This window comes from Pseudochelatococcus lubricantis (assembly GCF_011762225.1).
In the GTDB taxonomy this organism is placed as follows: domain Bacteria; phylum Pseudomonadota; class Alphaproteobacteria; order Rhizobiales; family Beijerinckiaceae; genus Pseudochelatococcus; species Pseudochelatococcus lubricantis.
Map to the genome: position 1 here is coordinate 216,024 of NZ_JAASQI010000007.1, position 20,992 is coordinate 237,015.

The 20,992-nt window shown below is 66.1% G+C and carries 27 protein-coding genes; 21 read left to right on the forward strand and 6 right to left on the reverse strand.

The window, feature by feature from the left end; genetic code table 11:
* Window positions 1-92 precede the first annotated feature (92 nt).
* From FHS82_RS15145 to FHS82_RS15160, 4 genes are read right to left on the reverse strand one after another with little or no spacing between them, the layout of a single operon-like run.
* Window positions 93-530 (reverse strand): hypothetical protein, encoded by a 438-nt coding sequence (locus FHS82_RS15145; protein ID WP_166954331.1) that lies wholly within the window; start codon window positions 528-530, stop codon window positions 93-95.
* The gene (locus tag FHS82_RS15150) at window positions 530-1,870 is read right to left on the reverse strand and encodes a recombinase family protein (protein WP_166954333.1); all 1,341 of its coding nucleotides are present in this window, start codon (window positions 1,868-1,870) and stop codon (window positions 530-532) included. The genes FHS82_RS15145 and FHS82_RS15150 overlap by 1 nt, the downstream gene beginning before the upstream one ends.
* On the reverse strand, window positions 1,867-2,313 hold the full coding sequence (locus tag FHS82_RS15155) for a DUF2924 domain-containing protein (RefSeq protein WP_166954335.1): 447 nt from the start codon (window positions 2,311-2,313) through the stop codon (window positions 1,867-1,869). The genes FHS82_RS15150 and FHS82_RS15155 overlap by 4 nt, the downstream gene beginning before the upstream one ends.
* A complete protein-coding gene (locus FHS82_RS15160; protein ID WP_166954337.1) occupies window positions 2,310-2,525 on the reverse strand; it encodes a hypothetical protein in 216 nt (71 codons plus the stop codon). Before FHS82_RS15160 ends, FHS82_RS15155 begins: the two co-directional genes overlap by 4 nt.
* 138 nt (window positions 2,526-2,663) lie before the next feature.
* Between FHS82_RS15160 and FHS82_RS15165 the strand changes: the two genes are divergently transcribed.
* The 19 genes from FHS82_RS15165 to FHS82_RS15255 all read left to right on the forward strand — a co-directional run bounded on the left by FHS82_RS15165 (window position 2,664) and on the right by FHS82_RS15255 (window position 17,453).
* A complete protein-coding gene (locus tag FHS82_RS15165; protein WP_166954339.1) occupies window positions 2,664-3,890 on the forward strand; it encodes a hypothetical protein in 1,227 nt (408 codons plus the stop codon).
* Window positions 3,838-4,830 carry a response regulator transcription factor gene (locus FHS82_RS15170; RefSeq protein ID WP_166954341.1) on the forward strand — a complete coding sequence of 331 codons (993 nt, stop codon included), beginning with the start codon at window positions 3,838-3,840 and terminating at the stop codon, window positions 4,828-4,830. The genes FHS82_RS15165 and FHS82_RS15170 overlap by 53 nt, the downstream gene beginning before the upstream one ends.
* A 105-nt stretch (window positions 4,831-4,935) precedes the next feature.
* On the forward strand, window positions 4,936-5,511 hold the full coding sequence (locus tag FHS82_RS15175; protein ID WP_166954343.1) for a sigma-70 family RNA polymerase sigma factor: 576 nt from the start codon (window positions 4,936-4,938) through the stop codon (window positions 5,509-5,511).
* Window positions 5,512-5,545: 34 nt separating this feature from the next.
* Complete coding sequence (locus FHS82_RS15180) at window positions 5,546-5,887, forward strand: hypothetical protein (RefSeq protein WP_150288480.1); 342 nt, start codon at window positions 5,546-5,548, stop codon at window positions 5,885-5,887.
* Window positions 5,887-6,366: a hypothetical protein gene (locus FHS82_RS15185; RefSeq protein WP_166954345.1), complete on the forward strand. Its 480-nt coding sequence runs from the start codon at window positions 5,887-5,889 to the stop codon at window positions 6,364-6,366. The genes FHS82_RS15180 and FHS82_RS15185 overlap by 1 nt, the downstream gene beginning before the upstream one ends.
* A 12-nt stretch (window positions 6,367-6,378) precedes the next feature.
* Window positions 6,379-6,702 carry a hypothetical protein gene (locus tag FHS82_RS15190; RefSeq protein ID WP_166954347.1) on the forward strand — a complete coding sequence of 108 codons (324 nt, stop codon included), beginning with the start codon at window positions 6,379-6,381 and terminating at the stop codon, window positions 6,700-6,702.
* Between the two features lie 2 nt (window positions 6,703-6,704).
* Window positions 6,705-7,580 carry an ATP-binding protein gene (locus tag FHS82_RS15195; protein WP_166954349.1) on the forward strand — a complete coding sequence of 292 codons (876 nt, stop codon included), beginning with the start codon at window positions 6,705-6,707 and terminating at the stop codon, window positions 7,578-7,580.
* A gap of 6 nt (window positions 7,581-7,586) precedes the next feature.
* On the forward strand, window positions 7,587-8,183 hold the full coding sequence (locus tag FHS82_RS15200) for a hypothetical protein (RefSeq protein WP_166954350.1): 597 nt from the start codon (window positions 7,587-7,589) through the stop codon (window positions 8,181-8,183).
* A gap of 9 nt (window positions 8,184-8,192) precedes the next feature.
* Window positions 8,193-9,875: a DEAD/DEAH box helicase gene (locus tag FHS82_RS15205; RefSeq protein ID WP_166954351.1), complete on the forward strand. Its 1,683-nt coding sequence runs from the start codon at window positions 8,193-8,195 to the stop codon at window positions 9,873-9,875.
* The gene (locus FHS82_RS15210) at window positions 9,875-10,096 is read left to right on the forward strand and encodes a hypothetical protein (protein WP_166954352.1); all 222 of its coding nucleotides are present in this window, start codon (window positions 9,875-9,877) and stop codon (window positions 10,094-10,096) included. Before FHS82_RS15205 ends, FHS82_RS15210 begins: the two co-directional genes overlap by 1 nt.
* Complete coding sequence (locus tag FHS82_RS15215; RefSeq protein WP_166954353.1) at window positions 10,089-10,295, forward strand: DUF6511 domain-containing protein; 207 nt, start codon at window positions 10,089-10,091, stop codon at window positions 10,293-10,295. Before FHS82_RS15210 ends, FHS82_RS15215 begins: the two co-directional genes overlap by 8 nt.
* The gene (locus tag FHS82_RS15220; protein ID WP_166954354.1) at window positions 10,295-11,053 is read left to right on the forward strand and encodes a hypothetical protein; all 759 of its coding nucleotides are present in this window, start codon (window positions 10,295-10,297) and stop codon (window positions 11,051-11,053) included. Before FHS82_RS15215 ends, FHS82_RS15220 begins: the two co-directional genes overlap by 1 nt.
* On the forward strand, window positions 11,032-13,308 hold the full coding sequence (locus FHS82_RS15225) for an AAA family ATPase (RefSeq protein ID WP_208394269.1): 2,277 nt from the start codon (window positions 11,032-11,034) through the stop codon (window positions 13,306-13,308). The genes FHS82_RS15220 and FHS82_RS15225 overlap by 22 nt, the downstream gene beginning before the upstream one ends.
* Before the next feature lie 344 nt (window positions 13,309-13,652).
* A complete protein-coding gene (locus tag FHS82_RS15230; protein ID WP_166954497.1) occupies window positions 13,653-14,156 on the forward strand; it encodes a crossover junction endodeoxyribonuclease RuvC in 504 nt (167 codons plus the stop codon).
* Window positions 14,153-14,356 carry a hypothetical protein gene (locus FHS82_RS15235; protein WP_166954355.1) on the forward strand — a complete coding sequence of 68 codons (204 nt, stop codon included), beginning with the start codon at window positions 14,153-14,155 and terminating at the stop codon, window positions 14,354-14,356. Before FHS82_RS15230 ends, FHS82_RS15235 begins: the two co-directional genes overlap by 4 nt.
* Window positions 14,337-14,774, forward strand: coding sequence for a DUF6362 family protein (locus FHS82_RS15240; protein ID WP_166954357.1), 438 nt, complete (start codon window positions 14,337-14,339; stop codon window positions 14,772-14,774). The genes FHS82_RS15235 and FHS82_RS15240 overlap by 20 nt, the downstream gene beginning before the upstream one ends.
* Before the next feature lie 378 nt (window positions 14,775-15,152).
* Window positions 15,153-15,929: an HNH endonuclease signature motif containing protein gene (locus tag FHS82_RS15245; protein ID WP_208394270.1), complete on the forward strand. Its 777-nt coding sequence runs from the start codon at window positions 15,153-15,155 to the stop codon at window positions 15,927-15,929.
* Window positions 15,904-17,214 (forward strand): DNA modification methylase, encoded by a 1,311-nt coding sequence (locus FHS82_RS15250; protein ID WP_166954359.1) that lies wholly within the window; start codon window positions 15,904-15,906, stop codon window positions 17,212-17,214. The genes FHS82_RS15245 and FHS82_RS15250 overlap by 26 nt, the downstream gene beginning before the upstream one ends.
* The gene (locus tag FHS82_RS15255) at window positions 17,211-17,453 is read left to right on the forward strand and encodes a DUF7220 family protein (protein WP_100964361.1); all 243 of its coding nucleotides are present in this window, start codon (window positions 17,211-17,213) and stop codon (window positions 17,451-17,453) included. The genes FHS82_RS15250 and FHS82_RS15255 overlap by 4 nt, the downstream gene beginning before the upstream one ends.
* 25 nt (window positions 17,454-17,478) lie before the next feature.
* On the opposite strand, the gene FHS82_RS15260 is transcribed toward FHS82_RS15255, so the two are convergent.
* Window positions 17,479-18,039 (reverse strand): DUF3489 domain-containing protein, encoded by a 561-nt coding sequence (locus FHS82_RS15260; protein ID WP_100964363.1) that lies wholly within the window; start codon window positions 18,037-18,039, stop codon window positions 17,479-17,481.
* Between the two features lie 92 nt (window positions 18,040-18,131).
* Window positions 18,132-18,353: a hypothetical protein gene (locus tag FHS82_RS15265; protein ID WP_100964365.1), complete on the reverse strand. Its 222-nt coding sequence runs from the start codon at window positions 18,351-18,353 to the stop codon at window positions 18,132-18,134.
* Window positions 18,354-18,448: 95 nt separating this feature from the next.
* Between FHS82_RS15265 and FHS82_RS15270 the strand changes: the two genes are divergently transcribed.
* Both FHS82_RS15270 and FHS82_RS15275 read left to right on the forward strand, forming a co-directional pair.
* The gene (locus FHS82_RS15270) at window positions 18,449-19,012 is read left to right on the forward strand and encodes a hypothetical protein (RefSeq protein ID WP_100964367.1); all 564 of its coding nucleotides are present in this window, start codon (window positions 18,449-18,451) and stop codon (window positions 19,010-19,012) included.
* Window positions 18,960-20,990 (forward strand): phage terminase large subunit family protein, encoded by a 2,031-nt coding sequence (locus FHS82_RS15275; protein WP_166954361.1) that lies wholly within the window; start codon window positions 18,960-18,962, stop codon window positions 20,988-20,990. Before FHS82_RS15270 ends, FHS82_RS15275 begins: the two co-directional genes overlap by 53 nt.
* Window positions 20,991-20,992: the final 2 nt, after the last annotated feature.

A 20,992-nucleotide genomic window follows, 5' to 3' on the forward strand; every position in this document is an offset into this window, starting at 1 on the left:
CCTCTGTAACCTTCGCTACAGAAGATAGGATCTCGCCACACCGCTGTCAATCGTGATCGCGCTGTAGGGCAACCTACTGCAAAAATGATCAGTTAGGCGCCCGGCGAGATCGGCCGCGGCCCTTGGGGATGCAAGAATGCGAGCCTCTGATCTCCCCACTCCACCGGAAAGGGCACGAGCAGGTCGTCCAACTGCAGCCCCGCCGGTTGCCGCCCGTCGAGAATGGCTTCGACGATATCCGGGGCGAGCAGCGTGAGGCGCAGAACACGGGCGATGTAGGACGGGTTGATCTTCTCGGCCTCGGCAAGATCCTGGACAGTCTGGAAGCGCCCGGAGTCGAGCTGCTTCTTCCATCGATGGGCACGGGCCAGCGCCTTGACCATGGTGTTGTCGATGCGGGCGCGCGGCAGTGCCCACGCATCAGCCCCGTTCGGCGCGATGACGAGCTTGCGCCCACCACGCTTCCGGAAGGTCATCGGCACGGTAACGGTGAGCGCGCCTGCTTCGTGGAAGAAAGCGCCCTTCGCCATCAGGCCGCGTCCTTTCGGTCAGTGAAGGTCTGCAGTTCGCCGAGCAACTTGGTCAGCCCGCCGGAACGGAGGCGGATCGCGATGCCATCGACCTTGACGTCGACCCTTTCGACCAGAAGCTGGACGATGCGCGCCTGCTCGGCGGGGAACAGCTCGTCCCACATCGGATCGAGCCGCTCGAAGGCATCGCGAACCTCCGCCTCTGTGATGCGATCGTCGTGCCGGATCGCGGTCATCCATGTCCGCACGATCAGCTCCGGCGCGCGCAGGAAGCCGCGAAGCTGCTCGATCACCGCCGTCTCGATCTCGGCGGCGGGGATCCGACCCACGGGACAGGTTCCGGGACCGCGTTTGAGGACTGACTGCGTTACATAGTAGCGGTAGAGCCGGTCGCCCTTTCGGGTGTGGCTCGGCGACATGGCGTCACCATTCGGCGAGAAGATCAGGCCACGCAGCAAGGACGGTCCCGACAATCGGGTCTGGTTGGCGCGCATGCGCGGGCTTTCGCCCATGATGGCGTGAGCGCGCTGCCAGAGATCGGCGCTGATGATGGCCTCGTGCTCGCCGGGATAGGCTTCGCCCTTGTGCACGGCCTCGCCGATATAGACCCGGTTGTTGAGCAGCTTGTAGAGCGCGCCCTTGTCGAGCATGTAGCCGCGCCTGCTGCGGATGTTGGCCGCTTGCAGTTCCCGCATCAGCAGCTTGATCGATCCGAGCTTCACGAACCGCTCGAAGATCAGCCGGACGGATGCCGCTTCTTCCTCGTTGACGAGCAGCTTGCGGTTTTCGACGCGGTAGCCGAGCGGCACGTAGCCGCCCATCCACATACCCTTCCGGCGCGAGGCGGCGACCTTGTCGCGGATGCGCTCGCCGATGACCTCGCGCTCGAACTGGGCGAAGGACAGGAGGATGTTGAGCGTCAGGCGCCCCATCGACGTCGTCGTGTTGAACGACTGCGTGACGCTGACGAAGGTGACGCCGCGCCGCTCGAACACCTCGACCAGCTTGGCGAAGTCCATCAGCGAGCGGGACAGCCGGTCGATCTTGTAGACGACGACCACATCGACCTTGCCGAACTCGATATCGGCGATGAGCCGCTTCAGCGCTGGACGCTCCAGCGTGCCGCCCGAGATCCCGCCGTCGTCATAGCGGTCGGCGACGGCAACCCAGCCCTCCGGCTTCTGGCTCAGGATATAGGCGGCGCAAGCCTCGCGCTGGGCGTCGAGGCTGTTGAACTCCATGTCGAGCCCTTCCTCGGACGATTTGCGCGTGTAGATCGCGCACCGCACCTTCGGCGTGATTTTCGTCGTCGGATGATGGCTGGTCGCTGCACGCCTCATGTGCCGCTCCCCGCGCTTTTCAGGCCGAAGAATACCCAGCCGTTCCATTTGACGCCGGTAATGGCCTTCGCGATGGCAGAGAGCGATTTGTACGGTCGGCCCCGGTACTCGTAGCCTTCGACGGTGACCGTCACGATGTGCTCGATGCCCTGAAACTCACGCAGCAAGCGCGTGCCAGCAACCGGCTTGCGGTCGGTGCGAATCCGCCGCGTCTTGGGGTTGGTGTCCTCGACGCCGCGCGCGAGTGCATCGAGCCGTTTCGCCGTCTCGGGCTTGAGCCCGCCATAGGCCAGTTCCTGGATGCGATAGGCCAGACGGCTTTCGAGGAAGCGCCGGTTGTAGGGCGGTGCTTCGGTGCCATGCAGATCGCGCCACATCGTTTTCAGGGCGGGCGTGGGCATGGTCTTAATGGCGGCGACGCGCGCCAGCACGGGATCATTCATGGGCGGTCTCCGCCGAGTTGCGTGTCCGCATGACGGCGTCGGTCGGCGGTGAAGTCCACCGAACTGTCTCCGCACTCGCGAGATAAAGGTGTGGATCGTCCCTCCCGCCGCTGCCGAAGCCGGACGACGCCGCGTGCGAGGATCTCGGCGGCCTCGTCGAGCCGCTCGGCATCGCTCATCAGTTCGGGGCGCAGGGCGTTGGGGCCAGTCATTCGGTCACCGGGTCTCCTCCCCGGTCACCTACTCAGCATGTGGAGAAACCGTCTCAGGGGCTGCAACCTGAATCGACTCACGGCCACGCTTGCGATAGAACGTAGCAAGAACATCACCTTTGCTATCGGACCGCTGCCATGGCCAAGAACGTCAAGAAATTCGTGAACCGCGATTTCGCGAAAACCGTCGACCTCGATCTGCTCAAGCGGTTGATCGATCCCTACGCCGCGACGATCCATCTCGACTGGAATGGACTGCCTGCTGATGAAAAGGAGAGGCGCGAGGCGATCTTCGAGTTCTTCCGCGGGACCGACGAGACGTTTCCGGCCGAACTGCTCGATGCGCTCCACAAGATCATGGTCTTGTCCAACGAGAATGGCGCTCGGCTACTCCACGAGCAGGCCGATCTGGCAGGGGTGGCCATCGTGCCGCCCGATGAGGCCGACGCGAAGATCGTGACGCCTCGCCATCTCGCTCTGCGGGCGTTCCTGGACCATCGCGCGGTCTTCGACCTGACCCTCGACAAGTTCGCCTTCTGGGCGGTGAAGTCGCCGACGGAATTCAGCGGCGCGAAGGAAGGTGTCGAGTCGCGCCACACGGATGACGCCGCGAAGGAAGCCTTTCGCGCTGCCGCTTCGGGTTATTTCGCCGGACGCTACCTCGGCAAGTACTGCGACGTGCGCTGGTATCCGGAGGACGATGAAATCTGCATCCTCGTGCTGCACGGCAAGAACGCCGTGACCGCCAACGTGGAAGAGAACGGGTCCGAGCGCACGTTGACCTATCGCGAGATCGCACAAGACACGATCCGGTACCATTCCGCGACAGGCCGGGTCTGGATCAGCGCCACGGCGGCGGCGGAACGCAAGAAGTTGGCCGAGCTGTTCGCCGAGCACATGCTCGGAGACAAGAACTTCTTCAAGGGCGCGAACGCCGAACAGATCTACACGCTGGCTCCGATCCAGCGGCAAGGCACCGGCTTTCGCTTCAACCACGCCTGGGATCCCGACACCAACGCCATCCTGGTGAAGGAAATCCAGATCGACGAAGGCGAGCATGAGGTCGACGGCAAGGTCCGCTATTCGCCCTGGGCGATGACGGTCCGCGACAGCCAGAACGCGATCGTCCGGCTCGTCGAGCTGGCGCCCGACATCGACTTCGACGATCTGCGCATCAATTACGTCAAGCTGGAGTTCCGTTTCGAGAGCGGCGGGCGCGAGCACAAGGTGATCGTGAAGGTAAAGCCGCCGAATATCGCAAGCTTCCGCAACCACGCCTTTGAGAAGCAGATCCTGGAGCATCTTGAGCGCAATGGCATCCGCCTCACACGTCAGCCTGTCGCGACTGCTGTTGCAGCGGAGTGATCAGCATCCGATCAGGATCATCGATGGGGCCGATCTTCGCGACCAGCCGCCGGAGATCGTGCGCCAGTTTCTGACGCTCGGATTGCTGGTCGAGCGCGAAGCTCCATCGGATGTCGACGGCTTCGCGATCCAGCACAGCGGCGGTCGAGCTATTGCCGTCAACCTAGACGGCGACGGGATCACGACGGAGGTCGATCCGACGTCGATTCGTCAGTTCGACATCGACATGATGGCAGTCTGCCGCCAGTTGCGGCGGGCTTCCACCGTGCTGGCGGGAAGACCTGTCGAGCCGGTGGGCGTCAGCGCATTCTGGCTCGGCGCGATCGGAACCGGCAGTCGCAGGCTTGAATACTTCCTGGCACGACGTCTGCGCGCAAAGACTGCGGTCGACATCGCGTTCGCCTTGAAGGCCCATGCCGGGGGCCTGCCCATTGTCGTCCTGACGCCAACCGAACGCGATCTGCCCATGGCGGTGCGACGGCAACTGGATGGCGCGGACATCACGCTCGCCGCAATCGACGAACTTCTCGACGCCAACGCGTCTGAACCGCTCGCGATCAAGATCCCGACGCCGGTCAGCAAGACACCTCGATCAGCGCAAACACGTCTTGCCGTCGATGTTGAGGGCGGCAGCGCGCGCTGCGATGGGACGCTGCTGTCGCTGCCGCGCCGAGAGTTCCAAGTGCTTGTCCGACTGGTCAACGAGCGCACGAACGAGGACGGCTGGGTCAGCCGCGATGTCCTCGCGGATGCCTTGAAAGCCGCGACCGGCAGCAACGACCGGAACGACGAGCAGATCGACAAGGTCGTCAGCAACCTCCGGAAGGTGCTGCGGGCTGCCGGTATGACTGACGGTCCGAAGGGGACCTATCCGATCCAATCTGGTCGCGGTCAGGGCTGCCGTCTGCTGATCCCCGCAAACGAGATCCACGTCTTCTGAGCGCCGGCAGGTTCGCGGCAGCTTCACGAGAGCTCCGCGACAGGGTTCGAACCGCTCGAATGGGCACCGTCTCGCCATCGAAACCCGATGACGAGGCTCTGCCCCATGTCCTTCACTCCCTCGCCGGAACAGCTCCATACGCTGTTGCACGAAGCCGATGCCGCTGCCCGCAGCCTGGTGCGGCGGATGCGACTGCCCCGCCATGATCTCGAAGACATTCGCCAGGATCTGATCACGGACGCCTTCGCGCGGCTGGCGGCTTTCGATCCGGCGCGTGGGTCGATCGGTGCGTTCGTCGCGACCGTTATGGCGAACCGCGCCACGCGGATCATGCGGCGTGTGATCGCCGAGCGTCGCATGTTCGGCTTCGAGCCGATGTCCATCGATGCGCCGTTGATGGACGGCGACGCCGAGACGTTCGCCGACACGACGCCTGAGGACGCAGGTCTCGGCACGCTCTGGGGACAGAGCAGCCGCGGTGTCCATGCCGCGATCACGCGCCTCGATGTCGAGCGCTGTCTCGGAGCGATCGATCGGCGCGACGGCGCGCTTTGCGCGGCCCTGACGGGGAAGAGCGTCGATGCGCTCGCCGCCGAGGGTCGCGGCTCGCGCGCCGGCCTCTACCGCCGGATCCAGACGCTGCGCGGGACGCTTCTCGCCCGCGGCCTTGCGGCCGCCTGAGACGGTTTCCGGACCTGGTGAGTAGGAGCCGCTCATGAGCAACACGATCATTCCCTTCTCGACGGCGAGGCTCCGGATCTCGGAGATCGACTTCTGTGGCTGGCTGGGCCAGGCCACGCCCGGCGACTGCCTCGAATACCATCGCGGGTTCCTCGCCCTCGACGGCATGCCGATGGCAACCCGGCTTCCGCCCAAGGACCGCACCGAACTCCTGAAGCTCGGGCGGCGCGCGATGTGGGCGGCCGAACAGGGGCTCGCGCATCTCGTCCAGCGGCGTCACGGACCTGACGACTTCTCCTACCTCGCCGTAGCGCGGCGGAAGCCGAAGTCGTCGCCGGTCTCGCTCTCCGCCCTCCTCGCCGAGGAGGTCGCGTGATGACCGATCCTCACAACAACCTGCCGACGCTCGACGCGCTTCGCACCATGCCGATCGCGGAGATCACGGCCTTGCCGGCAGAGGTTCTCGCCGTGCTCCAGGACGAAGCTGACGCGGCGCTCAAGAGCGCGAGGTCGCTGAAGGACTGGCTGGACGGCGCCATCGCGCTGAAGTTCGGCGAGCGTGCGCGTGAAGCCCGCGCGGCTCTGGGCAAGGACACCGGCACGGTCCGCTTCACCGACGGCACGGTCACCATCGTCGCCGATCTGCCGAAGAAGACCGAGTGGGATCAGGCCAGGCTCGCCGCTCTCGTCGAGACGATCCGCGCCTCCGGCGACGACCCCAGCCAGTACGTGGAGATCAGCCTCTCGGTCTCCGAGCGCGCCTTTGGCGCCTGGCCCGACGCGATCCGCCGCACCTTCGAGCCGGCCCGGACGCTCAGGACCGGCAAACCGACCTTCCGACTGCTCCGCGACTGAAAGGACCACCTCATGTTCTCGTTCGGCAAATCCACCCCAGATGCGCCCCTGTCGGCGATCAAGGCGCTGCAGAAATCCCACTACAGCCTCGGCTCCTTGCCGGAGACGATCCGTGTCCCGGCAAGCCCCGGTCACGACGCGGTCGATGCAAGGCCCATCACCGAGGCGACGCTCGACGACATCGCCTTCGCGCTGCGGGGCCTCGAAGCCGAGTTCAACGCCATCGGCGACCGGATGCATGCGCTCCGGAAGCTCTCGCAGATCGCGCGTGACGCCGGCGGCGTCGGGGCCGATCGCGCGGTCGAAGCCGCAGCCCGCGCCAAGGCGGAGCGCTGATCATGGCGCTCCCGATCATCACCGCCGATCAGCGCCTTGCCGAAGCTCGTTGCGTCAAGGGCTGCATCTTCGGCAAGTCCGGTATCGGCAAGACGAGCCTGCTCTGGACGCTCGATCCGAAGACGACGCTCTTCCTCGACCTCGAGGCGGGAGACCTCGCCATCGAAGGGTGGACCGGCGACGCGCTGCGTCCCCGCACCTGGGCCGAGTGCCGCGATCTGGCGGTGTTCATCGGCGGGCCGAACCCGGCGCTGCGCTCCGACCAGGCCTATGGCGAGGCGCATTTCGCGGCGGTCGCCGAGCGCTTCGGGCCGCCGAGCGTGCTCGATCGCTACGAGACGATCTTCGTCGACTCGATCACCGTCGCCGGCCGGCTTTGCTTCCAGTGGTGTCGCGGGCAACCCGAGGCGATGTCCGAGAAGACCGGCAAGCCCGACGTGCGCGGCGCCTACGGTCTCCATGGCCGGGAGATGATCGGCTGGCTCACCCAGCTGCAGCACGCCCGGGCGAAGAATGTCTGGTTCGTCGGCATCCTCGACGAGCGGCTCGACGACTTCAATCGGCGCGTCTTCTCGCCCCAGATCGACGGCTCCAAGACCGGCCTCGAATTGCCCGGCATCGTCGATGAGGTCCTGACGATGGCCGAGGTGAAGGCCGAGGACGGCACGAACCGCCGAGCCTTTATCTGTCAGACCCTGAACACGTTCGGCTTTCCCGCGAAGGACCGCAGCGGCCGTCTTGCCATGGTCGAGGAGCCGCATCTCGGACGCCTGATGGCGAAGATCCGCGGGCCCTCGCGACAGCCGCTCGACTTCTCCGGCCGCCTGCCGGCCTCGACCCCGTCCCACGCCGCTTCGAACGACCAGACCAAGGAGTGATCCATCATGTCCAACTGGAATGATTTCAACGACGCAAGGTCAACCACCAGCGTCATCCCGAAGGGCGCGATCGCCAAGGTTCGCCTCTCGATCCGCCCCGGCGGCTACGACGATCCGAGCCAGGGGTGGACCGGCGGCTACGCAACGCGCGGCTCCACCGGCGCGGTCTACCTCAACGCCGAGTTCACGGTGCTCGAAGGCCCGTACGCGCGGCGCAAGATCTTTTCGCTGATCGGGCTTTACAGCCCGAAGGGCCCGGACTGGGGCAATATGGGACGGGCGCTGGTGCGCACGATCCTCAACTCGGCGCGCGGCATTTCCGACAAGGACGTCTCGCCCCAGGCCCAGTCCGCCCGGCGCATCCGCGGGCTCAGTGATCTCGATGGCATCGAGTTCGTCGCCAAGATCGATGTCGGCACCGACACCAATGGCGATCCGAAGAACGAGATCAGGACCGCCGTCACGCCCGATCACAAGGAGTACGCCGGGGTCATGGGGCCGGTGGCGCAGTCCTTCGGTTTCCAGAGCGGCGGCGCTGCGCAGACGGCAGCCCAGCCTGCGGCGACTCCGGCGGCCGGCATGCGTCCCTCTTGGGCGCAGTGAGGCGACGCCATGCTGCTTCGCCCCCGTCAGAAACTCTTCGTGGAGCGCAGCGTCGCGGCGCTGCGCAGCCACGGCAACACGATCGGCGTGGCGCCCACCGGCGCAGGCAAGACGATCATGCTGTCCGGCGTGGTCGGCGAGATCCTGAAAGAGCGCGACACGAAGGCCTGCGTGCTCGCGCATCGCGACGAGTTGACGGCGCAGAACCGCGCCAAGTTCGCCCGGGTCAATCCGGGCCTGTCGACCTCCGTGGTCGATGCGGGCGAGAAGTCCTGGCAGGGGCGCGCCACCTTCGCCATGGCGCCGACGCTCGCGCGCGAAAGCAATCTCGACCAACTCCCGGCGCTCGATCTTCTCGTCATCGACGAAGCGCATCATGCCGCCGCCGACGGCTACCGGCGCATCATCGACCGGGTCCAGACGCGCAACCCGAAGGCGCTGATCTATGGCGTGACGGCGACGCCGAACCGTGGCGATCGCAAGGGCCTTCGCCCGGTTTTCTCGAATGTCGCCGACCAGATCCGGATCGGCGAACTCATCGCCTCCGGCCACCTCGTGCCGCCGCGGACCTTCGTGATCGACGTCGGCGTCCAGTCCGACCTCGGGCGGGTCCGCAAGACCGCCGAGGATTTCGACATGGCCGAAGTCGCGAAGGTGATGAACCGGACGCCCGTGACGGAAGCCGTTATCCGCCATTGGCGCGAAAAGGCAGGTGATCGGCAGACGGTCGTGTTCTGCGCCGATGTCGCCCACGCCACCGCTGTCGCGAACGCCTTCCGTGAAGCCGACGTGCCGACGGTGCTGGTCACCGGCGAGATGACGGAGGCGAGCCGCAAGGCTGCCCTCGCCGACTTCGCCGAGACCCGAGCGCGCGTTATCGTCAACGTGGCGGTCCTGACCGAGGGATGGGACCACCCGCCGACCTCTTGCGTCGTGCTGCTGCGCCCGAGTTCGTGGCGCTCGACCATGGTCCAGATGGTCGGTCGCGGCTTGCGCACGGTGAACCCGCAGGAACACCCGGGCGTCGTCAAGACGGACTGTGTCGTCCTGGATTTCGGCACGTCCACGCTGCTCCACGGCTCGCTGGAGCAGGATGTCGATCTCGATGGTCGCGAGGCGACCGGGGAAGCGCCGACCAGGACGTGCCCGTCCTGCGATGCGATCATCCCGCTCTCATCGCGGGATTGCCCGCTCTGCGGCCATGCCTTCACCTGCGACGACGCCTCGGATGCGCCGCAGCCGCTCGGCGACTTCGTGATGAGCGAGATCGATCTCCTGAAGCGGTCGAGCTTCAAGTGGTGCGATCTGTTCGGCGACGATGCCGCGCTGGTCGCGACCGGCTTCTCCGCCTGGGCGGGCGTCTTCTTCCTGAACGGGCGCTGGTACGCGGTGGGCGGCCGGCAGGGCCAACCAACCACGCTCGTCGGCACCGGCGAGCGCATGGTCTGTCTGGCGTCCGCCGATGACTGGCTGAACGAGCACGAGAGCGACGAGACCGCGCATAAGACCCGCCGCTGGCTCTCGCAGCCCCCGACCGACAAACAGCTGGCGCTGCTGCCGATGGAGTATGCCCAAGACTTCGGTCTGACCCGCTACCAGGCCTCCGCGCTGATCGCCTTCCAGTTCAACAAGGCCGCGATCCGTCGGCTCGTGTTCGGGGCCGATCGCGATGCGCTGGCGAGGGCGGCGTGATGACAGGCGACGCCCATGACACCTTCGCAGCAACCGATGTCGGACCGGGAGCGTCTCTGGCACCCGAAGGGCATCCCCTGCGCCGTCTGCGGGAAACCATCACGCGGCTTTGGCTGGCGCGAGCCCTTCCGTACGAGCCGGCCGCGCCCGGAGCGCTGGTTCTGCTCGATCACCTGTCAGGCCTTCTGGTCCTCGTCGGCACGGAGGCGTTCCGTGGTTGATCTGACCGAACAGGAACGCGCCGCCATGCGTGCCGCGCTACGGCCCGTCGCCGAGCTCATGGAGGAGATCGGCTGGACGACGCCGCTCGCCAGCCTCTCCGAAACGCAGGTGCTGACCCTGATCGAAGCCGCCATCGGCGGATTTCAGGAAGCGATGGCGGCGAGCGCCGCGCAGGCGAGCACGGAGATCCCGTTCTGATGCTCGACTTCAATTCGCGCACGACCTTTGAAGACCACCTGAACCAGCGCATCGATGCGGCGCTCGTGGGCGAACGCGCTGCCGTCCCTGCGCGCGGCTATCTCGGAGCTTCCCGCCTCGGTGTCGCCTGCGACCGCGCGCTTCAGTTCGAGTTCACGGACACCCCGCGTGATCCTGGCGCGAGCCTCGTTGGTCGGACGCTCCGGATCTTCGAGATCGGCCATGCTCTCGAAGAGGTCGCCATTCGCTGGCTGCGTGCAAGCGGCCTCGATCTCGTCACACGCACGAGGGACGGCGGGCAGATCGGCTTCTCCGTCGCGGGCGGCCGCATCCGTGGTCATGCCGACGGCGTGGTGTTCGGAGCTCCCAACATGCCGGCCCTTCAGGTTCCGGCGCTGTGGGAATGCAAGACGATGAACGCCAAGGCGTGGCGGGAGACCGTCGCCAAGGGCGTTGTCCTCGCGAAGCCGATCTATGCCGTCCAGATCGCAATCTATCAGGCCTATCTGGAGCCTGCGCTGCCGGGCGTCTCCGAGCATCCGGCGCTCTTCACCGCCATCAACAAGGATACCGCCGAGCTTCACCACGAACTCGTGCCGTTCGACGCCACCAGGGCTCAGGCCGCGAGCGACCGCGCCGTGCGCATCCTGCGCGCCACCGACGCGCATGAACTGCTGCCGCGCATCGCGCACGACCCGACGCACTTCGAGTGCCGCTTCTGCCCGTGGGCCGAGCGTTGCTGGAGGCTGCCCGGATGAGCGCTGACGCGGACCTCCGATCCAGCGATGCCCGGTCCGCGGCCGAGCCCATGCTCGCACCGGACCAGGACGCCATCGCGCTCTTCATCGACCGCGTCTTCGGCTATTGCGATGGGCTGATCCCTGTGCGCGGCCTTGCCGAGAAGGGAAGCTCGGGCCGCCCCCACACCGCCTGGATCGAAGCGGATCGCGACGCCGCCGCGAAAATCCTGACCTCGGCCATCTGGGCCGCGCGCGAAGGCGCGGCGCTCTATGTCGTGCCCGGAACCGTCGCCGAGACGGGCAAGGCCAAGGCCGAGGACGTCCGGCAGATCCAGACCATCGTCGTCGATCTCGACTCCGGCGATGTTGAGGCGAAGCTTTCTCACCTCAGGCAGCATCTGCCGCCACCGGTGATCGTGGTCGAAAGCGGCGGCCGCACCGAGACCGGCGCGCCGAAGTTGCATGTCTGGTGGCGCCTCAATGAGCCCGCCGAGGGCACCGACGTCGATCTCGTCTGCGCGCTGCGCGGTTTGATTGCCGACAAGGTCGGCGGCGACCCGCATTTTCGCTCGGCGCATCAGCCGATCCGCGTCGCGGGATCGGTCTACTTCAAGGGCGGAGCCTCGCGCCTTGTCGCCATCCGCGAGAGCTCAGCGAGCGAAATCGACCTGCGTGAATTCGCCGACGCGGTCGAGGCGATGCCGGCGCTTCCGGGTCTCGCAGCGCCCATCGAGACGCACGCAACGCCTGACAAGCCGACGCTCGATGACGTTCTGTCCCGTCGCACTCGCGCGGGCGGCGTCGATCCCGTTACCCGCTTCGAAGCGGCCAGCATGGCGATCGGCCATCATGTCCGGCTCGTTCATGAAGGGCGCGAGACCGAGGACGAGGCCCGGCGCGCGATCCAGGAGTTCAACCAGGCCTGCCTCGATCCGCCCTGGCCGCCGGAACGCATCGATGCGGAATTCGATCGGCTCTGGCGCCGGCATGTCGCCCGCAACGGACCCGGTCTGACGCTTGGCCACGCACCGGTCGCATCGATCCCGGCCTTCACGCTCGGCGCGCTCATCGACGACAAGAGCCCCATGCCGGCCGACATCATCGCGCCGCGCGTGCTCACGCCCGGTGGCATGCTGGTGCTCGGCGGCGCGCCGAAGGTCGGCAAGAGCGATTTCCTGATCAGCCTGCTCGCCCACATGGCGGCGGGGGCCGCGTTTCTCTGCTTCAAGCCGCCGCGCCCTCTGCGCGTGTTCTACCTTCAGGCGGAGATCGACTACCACTACCTGCGCGAACGGCTTCAGGGCCTCAGCCTGCCGAAGCCGGTCCTCGCCATTGCGCGCGACAATCTCGTCGTGACGCCGAAGCTCCGGCTCATCCTGGACGGGCGTGGCCTTGGCCTGGTCGAAGCCGCGATCCTCGGCGCGTTCGAGAGCGAGCGCCCGGACATTCTGTGCATCGATCCGATCCGCAATCTGTTCGACGGCGGTCCCGACGGTGGCGGCGAGAACGACAATGACGCGATGCTGTTCTTCCTGCAGGCCCGGGTGGAGGCGCTGCGCAACGCTGCAGCCCCCGATGCCGGGCTGATCCTCTGTCACCACACCCGCAAGGCGCAGAAGAAGCAGATCGCCGAGGATCCGTTCCAGGCGCTTGCCGGCGCCAGCGCGCTGCGCGGCTTCTACAGCGCCGGCATCCTCATGCACCGCCCCGACGAGGAGCGCCCCGAGCGCCGCCTCGAGTTCGAACTGCGCAACGGCCCCGCGATCGATCCCATCCTCATCGACAAGCGGCAAGGCCGCTGGATCATGCTCGATCCGAAATCCGAGCGCCTGGTGCGCAAGGACCTTGGCGAGCGGCTCGATGCCGAGCGCGCGCGCAAGCGCGACGTGATCCTCGACATTCTCGATGAGCAGGCGCGCGCCGGACACCTCTACACCGCCCTGCAATTCGCCGAGGCCTTCGAGAACCAGGCGGGGCTTGGCGGGCGCACGACGATCCGTGAGCGCGTCAGCGTGCTCGCCACCAAGGGTTACGTGAAGTTCACCCGCGACGGCGGGCCCTATGGCCTGCCTAACGCCCGCTCGAAGCTCGGCTACCTCGTGATCGAAGGCATGCAGTTCCCGTCGGGCGAGAGCGTCGATGCGGACACCGGCGAGGTGACCCCCGCCTTCATCCCCGTCCTTCCGACCCACTACAAAGCAGCCCAGACCGGCGCGGTTCTCGACGTCGAAAACCCGTTCGTCTGGGTCTATCCCGAAGGAGAGACCCCATGATTTCCCCCGGCGAGAAGTTGCCAACGGCGCTGTCCTGGCAACTGGCAACTTCGGCAACTGGCAACTTGCCGACACGAAAAGTCGTTCCGTTCCAGAGGCTTAGCGAAGCGACGAAGTTGCCGGTCGGCAATCTGGCAACTTCCCTCCGGCAACTTGGCAACTTCAAAAGATCGTTCGAATTCAACGGCTTGAGGAAGTTGCCAGATTGCCAGAATTCCTGCTCTCCCTACGGGAGAGACGAGCGAGCGCCCATCAGGCGCGCTCGTCCGTCGCGACTTGTGTCGTCGGCAGCGGCGTTGGCAACCACCCTCCAGCCTGTCTCCGTCGCACCGCTCGATCCGACCATGGTGCACCTTGGCACCGATCCCCTGCGACCGGGACAGGGCCCACTCCTCGCCCTTGATCTCGGCACGACCACCGGCTGGGCGCTGCGGCTCGCGACCGGTCAGATCCTGCATGGCTCGGTCTCGTTCCGGCCGAGCCGCTTCGATGGCGGCGGCATGCGCTTCGTCCGCTTCTCCGCCTGGCTCGCCACCCTGATCACCGACGCAGGTGGTCTCGAAGCGATCTACTTCGAAGAGGTCCGCCGCCACCTCGGTGTCGACGCAGCTCACCTCTATGGCGGCTTCCTCGCCACGCTGACCGCGTGGTGCGAGCATCGAGCCATCGCCTATCAGGGCGTGCCCGTCGGCACCATCAAGCGCCATGCGACGGCCAAGGGCAATGCGGGCAAGGACGCCGTCATCGCCGCCGTCACTGCGCGCGGCTTCAACCCGAAGGACGACAACGAAGCCGACGCCATCGCGCTGCTCCTCTGGGCCATCGAGACCAAAGGAGGCGTGCGATGAGATGGGCGCCACCCGGCTTCGGCGGCAAACGGCGATCGCCGGAAGAGATCAAGCGCGAAGGCTGGCGCGAGCAGAAGGTCCTCGTGGTCAGCGAGACCGATCCGCGCCTGACCTGGCCCGAGCGTGAGCTCGTGCGGCAACTCGGAGACAAGCTCTACGGATACAGAAAGGAGGCGCGGCATGGACGTCTGGACCCGTGATCAGGTGGAAGAACGGCTCGCCGAGGCGGCTGATGCCCTGAAGCGCCTGCCTGATGCGAAAGGTCAGGGGTATTTCAGCACCTGGCCGCAGATCGTGTACGAGTTCGCGGATCTCGTCGGCCAGGAGCCCCCACGACTGCGCCGCCCCCCGCCGTCGCCTGCCGCCATCTCGCGGATGGAAAAGACCTTCGACTGGTTCGCCTGGCTGGAGCCGGAAGACGCCAAGCTCGTCTGGGCGCGCGCCGAGGGCACACCGTGGAAGCCCATCTGCTGGCGCTTCGGGCTGTCGCGCGCAACGGCGCACCGCCGCTGGGAGTACGCGCTGAGCGTCATCACGTGGCGGCTCAATGGACGGCGGCCACCCGCGAAGCGCTCGCAGCGATTCGTGGTCGATGCGACGCGGCGCGTGTCAAGCTGAATGCATCTCGTGAGACAATTTTCAGTGAGACATTTCCCGGCGAGACATAACGGCCCGAATTCGCGTATCCCGGTGGCATGTTCGCGAGAGGCGCATCCGAAGCGGCCCGGCTGACGCGTTTGGTTCCTTCCCGGCGGATACCCTATGCGGGAGGGCGCGGCGCGAAACGTCGCTAGCGGCAGGCCGGATTTTTTGGGAAGCCACCCGGAGTCCAGCGCCTTTCATGGCCGCTCCGAAGTCCCGACGAACACAAGCATTTTGCCTCGTAGCCGCCTGCCACGCCTGGACCCTTCGCGGAGTCCGGCTCGGTATCCGGCATCCAGCGGCCAGCGGATATCCACCTTGGCACATGCCGCCAGATAATCAGTAGGAACCCGCATGACGTTCGCGCTCGATGCGTTCAACGCGCCTGGGACGGCGGTGGCGTTGGTCCAGCGCTCGCATGTGAAGAACCGGCGGATGCGCCTTCGCAGTTGCCCGGACTGCGGCAGGATCGATGAGGTCAGGGCCGACAACCTTGCGCCACGATGCCGACGATGTGCGGGTCGCCCGATGCTGGAGATGGGACGCGAACTAAAATCCGCGGGACGGAATCGTGAAACGTGCCAGCATTGCCGGATCGACTTTCCGGCACCTCCCAGCAGCCGCCAGAAGTTCTGCAGCCGGGCGTGCCGGGTTGCCGCGCGGTCGACCGAACGGACCTGCACGACCTGCGGCACTGAGTTTCGCATTGCGCGGTCGATCCTGTCTGGACGAAGCAACTCTTGCGGGCGCTTCTGCTCCCGGCCTTGCTACGAGCGTCACCTCTGCCGCACGCCCCGCATTCGCGGACGGGGATCACGCTGGGTTGCTGTTCGACGGGAAGCGCTCCGGCTGACACCGTTCTGCGCCTGCTGCGGCGGGCGAAAGCACCTCCAGGTGCACCACATCATTCCGTTCCGCCTCACGCAGGACAATTCGCAAACCAATCTCATCCCGCTTTGCCGCGTCTGCCACAAGCGGGTGGAGACGGTGTTTCACAATATCGAAGCCGCGGCTCCGCCGATCCCGCTCACCAAGCTGGTTTTGTTCTGCAGCATTCATGCGATGCGGACGGTAACCCTCCACAAGCTCAAGGCCTTGAAATCAGATGCTTCACACCGCGCTGCAGCTTGAAGACTGGCCCATCGGCCGGCTGATCGAATATGACCGCAACCCGCGCAAGAACGATGATGTTGTCGACCGGATGGCGCAGGCCATCGTGGAATTCGGGTTTCGCATTCCGATTGTCGCGCGCAGTGACGGGCTGGTTGTCGACGGGCACCTCCGGCTCAAGGCGGCACGGCTGCTTGGCCTTGACAGCGTGCCCGTGGTCCTGGCGGACGAGTTGTCGGAAACCCAGATTAGGGCGTTCCGTTTGCTCGCCAACCAGTCGGCGAATTGGGCCGAGTGGGACGATGCGCTGCTTTCCGGTGAGCTTCAGGAACTCGTCGCCGATGATTTCGACCTGTCGCTGATCGGCTTTTCCGATGGCGAGCTCGACCGGCTGCTCGCGTTCGAGCCGGGCGCCGAGACCTCCGATGCTACAGGCGTCGCCCCCGTCGTTATCCCGGAACCGCCGCGCAATCCGGCATCTCGCCTCGGCGATCTGTGGACGCTGGGCGATCACCGGCTGCTCTGCGGCGACAGCACGAGTGCCGCCGATGTCCGCCGCCTGATGAATGGCCAGCGGGCGATCCTGTTCGCCACCGACCCGCCTTATCTCGTCGACTACGACGGCTCGAACCATCCGACCCGCAACAAGGACTGGTCGCCATCCTACGGCGTCACCTGGGATGACAGCAGCCAGGGCGCGGAGCTATATGACGGCTTCATCGCGGCGGCCGTTGCCGAGGCGATCGCGGAAGACGCCGCCTGGTATTGCTGGCACGCCTCGCGCCGCCAGGCGATGCTGGAAGCCTGCTGGGAGAAGGCGGGCGCGTTCGTCCATCAGCAGATCATCTGGGTGAAGGACCGCGGAGTTCTGACCCGGTCGCACTACCTCTGGAAGCACGAGCCCTGCTTCATGGGCTGGATCAAGGGCAAGCGCCCGCCGAAGGTGGCCGAGGAAACGCTGCCCTCGACATGGGCGCTACCGAGTTTCGCCAAGGACGATCGACCAGATCACCCGACGCCGAAACCGCTCGATGCCTTCGGTATCCCGATGCGTCAGCATGTGGCGCGGGGCGGGCTTTGCTACGAGCCGTTTTCCGGTTCAGGTTCGCAGATCATGGCGGGCGAAGCCAATGGCCGCCGTGTCTTCGCGATGGAGATCAGCCCGGCTTATGTCGATGTCGCCATCGAGCGCTGGCAGGCCGACACCGGACGCGAGGCGATCCTCGACGGCGACGGACGGACCTTCTCGCAGGTGAGGACCGAGCGGTTCGGCGAGACCGCGCATCTTCAGGACCCGGCCGCATGAAGCAATCGCGCGCCATGTCGCTGGCCGAGTCTCTCGTCAACGTCGCGGTAGGCTATGGGCTTGCCGTCGTCACACAGCTGCTCGTCTTTCCCCTGTTCGGGCTGCACACGACACTTGCCGAGAATATGACGATCGGCGCGATCTTCACCGCAGTGTCGATCGGCCGATCCTATTGCCTTCGAAGAATATTCGAGGGACTGCGCGTATGCCGGGAGATCAAGGAAGCCGCCGAGGCCTGACCTCGACGGCTTTGGAATGTTCGAGTCAGACGATCCGGTACACCCGTCCGCGCGCTTCAACCTTTTCCGATGTGACATCGAGCCCGAACTTCTTCTTGAGTGCTCCGGCAATCGCGCCGCGCACCGTGTGGGCCTGCCAGCCGGTAGCGGCTGTAATTTCCTCGATGGTTGCGCCTTCCGGCGCGCGCAGCATGGCGATCAGCGCGGACTGCTTGGTCCCGGCGCGTGGCGTGCGCGTCGATTGCGCGGCTTCGGAAGCAGCGTCCGGCGTGGGATCCGCCTTCGGCGCTTCGGTCGTGATCGTGGGCGCGGTTTCGGCATCATCCGGCTCGATCCCGATAGCGGCAAGGCCAGCATCGGTCGCGACCAGCGTCGTTCCGTGGCCGTCACCGGTTTCGCGCCAGAGCGGTTCGCCCCGGCGTGAGTTTGCTTCGACCTCTTCGATCAGCCCCTTCGCGATCATCGCGCCGACGACCTTGGCGGCTGCTCCTCCCCGCAGGCTGTCGGGCAGCGGCAGGGCAATGCGCTCGGGCCGCTGTGCGGCGGCGCTCAGGATTATGGCTTGGGTGTCGGAAAGCTGTGTCATCGGAACCTCCAGTTCGAGAGCGCCGCGACCATCGCGGGGCTTCTACGAGGCCAAGCCCCGCAAGCGCGGGGCTGGCGCGACGGTCGACTGGATCATTCGGCGTGTTCGCCTTCGCGGAAGGCGCTGTCGGTGATGCGCTTGAGCAGTTCGGCGTAGTGGGCAAGCGTCCCGACATGGCCCCAATGCACCTCGTCCGGATGAACGTCGAAATGGTCGTCGCTCAGGGCGACAAGTCGCGCCAGCATGGCGTCGATCTCGACCTTGCGGGCGATGAAAGCGTCGAGGGCCTGGGCGTTCTTGGTGCGGCTGGTCATCCGGGGTCTCCTTGGTTCGTGACCCCATACAGGCTCTGTCCCGGACGCTTATCAAGGCAATAAGTGCATCAAATCATTATGTTTTTGGAGCTGACATGCAGGGCATGAGCGAGCGCCAGTACGCGTCCCATGTCGGCCTGTCGCGGGGCGCGATCCAGAAGGCGAGGATGTCGGGACGGCTCGTCCTGCATGCCGATGGTTCGATCGATGCGCGGGCCAGCGATGCGCGCCGCGCGTCGATGACCGACCCCTCGAAGCAGCGTCGTGATGGAGCCGAGGCCAAGCTGAAGCCCGTCCCCGATGCGGCCTTGTCCGCAGTCGGCGACACGCTGCGCGAAAGCGGGATCGCGCCATCGCCGGCTGGCGGCGGGACCACGTTTCTCCAGGCCAAGACCGCCAACGAGGTGCTGAAGGCTCAGGAACGGCGTCTGCGTCTGCAGCGCATGAAGGGCGAGGTCATCGACCGAGCGCGGGCGACGGCGCTTGTTTTCCGACTGGCGCGCGAGGAGCGCGATGCATGGGCGAACTGGCCGGCACGGATCGCGGCACTGATGGCAGCGGAACTCGGCCTCGAAGCGCACGCGATGCAAAAGGTTCTGGAGACCCATGTCCGAGCGCACCTCGCCGATCTCGCCGAGGTCGCCACAGATTTTCGCTGACGCGGACCGTCGGTCAGAGGAGCTTTTCGCCTTCGAAGGCGTCGATGCGCTCGTCCAAGCCTGGCGCGATGGGCTCACGCCCGATCCTACGCTTACCGTGGCGGAATGGGCGGATCGGCATCGGTTCCTGAGCCCCCGCGCTTCGGCCGAGCCCGGGCGGTATCGCACCGATCGCACACCCTACATGCGCGCCATCATGGATGCGCTGTCGCCCGGCAACGCCGCGCGCCGCATCGTCTTCATGAAGGCGGCGCAGGTCGGCGCGACCGAGGCCGGCAACAACTGGATCGGCTACGTCATCCACCATGCGCCGGGACCCATGCTCGCGGTCCAGCCGACGGTGGAACTGGCGAAGCGCTTCTCGCGCCAACGCATCGATCCGCTCATTGCGGAAAGCCCGGTGCTGCGCGAGCGCGTCAAGCCGCAGCGCTCGCGCGACGCCGGCAACACGGTTCTGTCGAAGGAGTTCCCGGCGGGGCTTCTGGTCATCACCGGCGCCAACAGCGCGGTCGGCCTGCGCTCGATGCCGGCGCGCTACCTGTTTCTCGACGAGGTCGATGCCTATCCCCCTTCCGCCGACGAGGAAGGCGATCCTGTCGCCTTGGCCGAGGCCCGGACGCGCACGTTCTCCTGGCGCTCGAAGGTCTTTCTCACCTCGACGCCGACGATCCATGGCGTGTCGCGGATCGAGCGCGAGTTCGAGGCGAGCGACCAGCGACGCTACTTCGTGGCGTGCCCGCATTGCGATCACCGCCAGTGGCTCCGCTTCGAGCGTCTGCGCTGGGAGAAGGGTCAACCGCATACGGCACACTACTCTTGCGAAGCCTGTGAGGGCCGGATCGAGGAACATCACAAGACGGCCCTGATGATGTCCGGCGAATGGCGACCGACGCGCGATAATGCGCATTCGGGAACGGTCGGATACCATCTCTCGGGGCTCTATTCGCCGGTGGGCTGGCTCTCATGGGCTGACATCGCCCGAATGTGGGACGCTGCGCAGACCAGCGACGAAGCCAAGCGCAGCTTCAAGAACGGCGTCCTCGGCGAGACCTGGATCGAGACCGGCGAAGCACCGGACTGGCAGCGGCTCTACGAGCGGCGCGAGCCATGGCGCATCGGCACGGTGCCGAGCGGCGGCCTGTTCCTCACGGCGGGCGCAGACATCCAGAAAGACCGCATCGAAGTCTCGATCTGGGCCTGGGGTCGCCGGCTCGCGAGCTGGCTCGTGGACCACATCGTCATCCCCGGCGGCCCGGACAGCGCCGAGGCTTGGGCGGCTCTGACGGTTCTCCTTGGCCAGACATGGCCGCACGCCCATGGCGTTCGGCTGAGCCTGTCGAAACTCGCGATCGACACAGGGTTCGAAGCGCCCGCCGTCTATGCATGGGCGCGCCAGCAGGGATTTGCGCAGGTCATTCCCATCAAGGGCGTCGAAGGCTTCAATCGCACGGCGCCGGTGACAGGCCCGTCCTTTGTCGATGCGACGGAAGGCGGCCGCAAGATCCGCCGCGGCGCGCGGCTCTGGACGATCGCCGTCGCAACATTCAAGGCCGAGACCTATCGCTTTCTGCGGTTGTCGAAGCCGACCGACGAGGATGCGGCGGACGGAGCGCAGGGTCCGGCCGGGCTTGTGCACTTGCCCCAGGGCGTTGACGCCGAATGGGTGAAGCAACTCGTGGCCGAGCATCTTGTGACCGTCACCACCAAGCGCGGCTTCCAGAAGCTCGAATGGCAGAAGGTGCGCGAACGCAACGAGGCGCTGGACTGCCGGGTCTATGCCCGCGCCGCCGTCTGGATCGCCGGAGCCGATCGCTGGTCCGACGAGAAGTGGCGAGACCTCGAAGATCAGGTCGGCCCGCAGCCTGCGGACACTGACGACACGCAATCGAACATCGAAGCCGGGCGTCTCGCCCGTCCAAACCCGCCATCCACCAAGCGGCAGAGCGACTGGCTCGGCCCGCGCGGGAAGTGGTTCTGAGG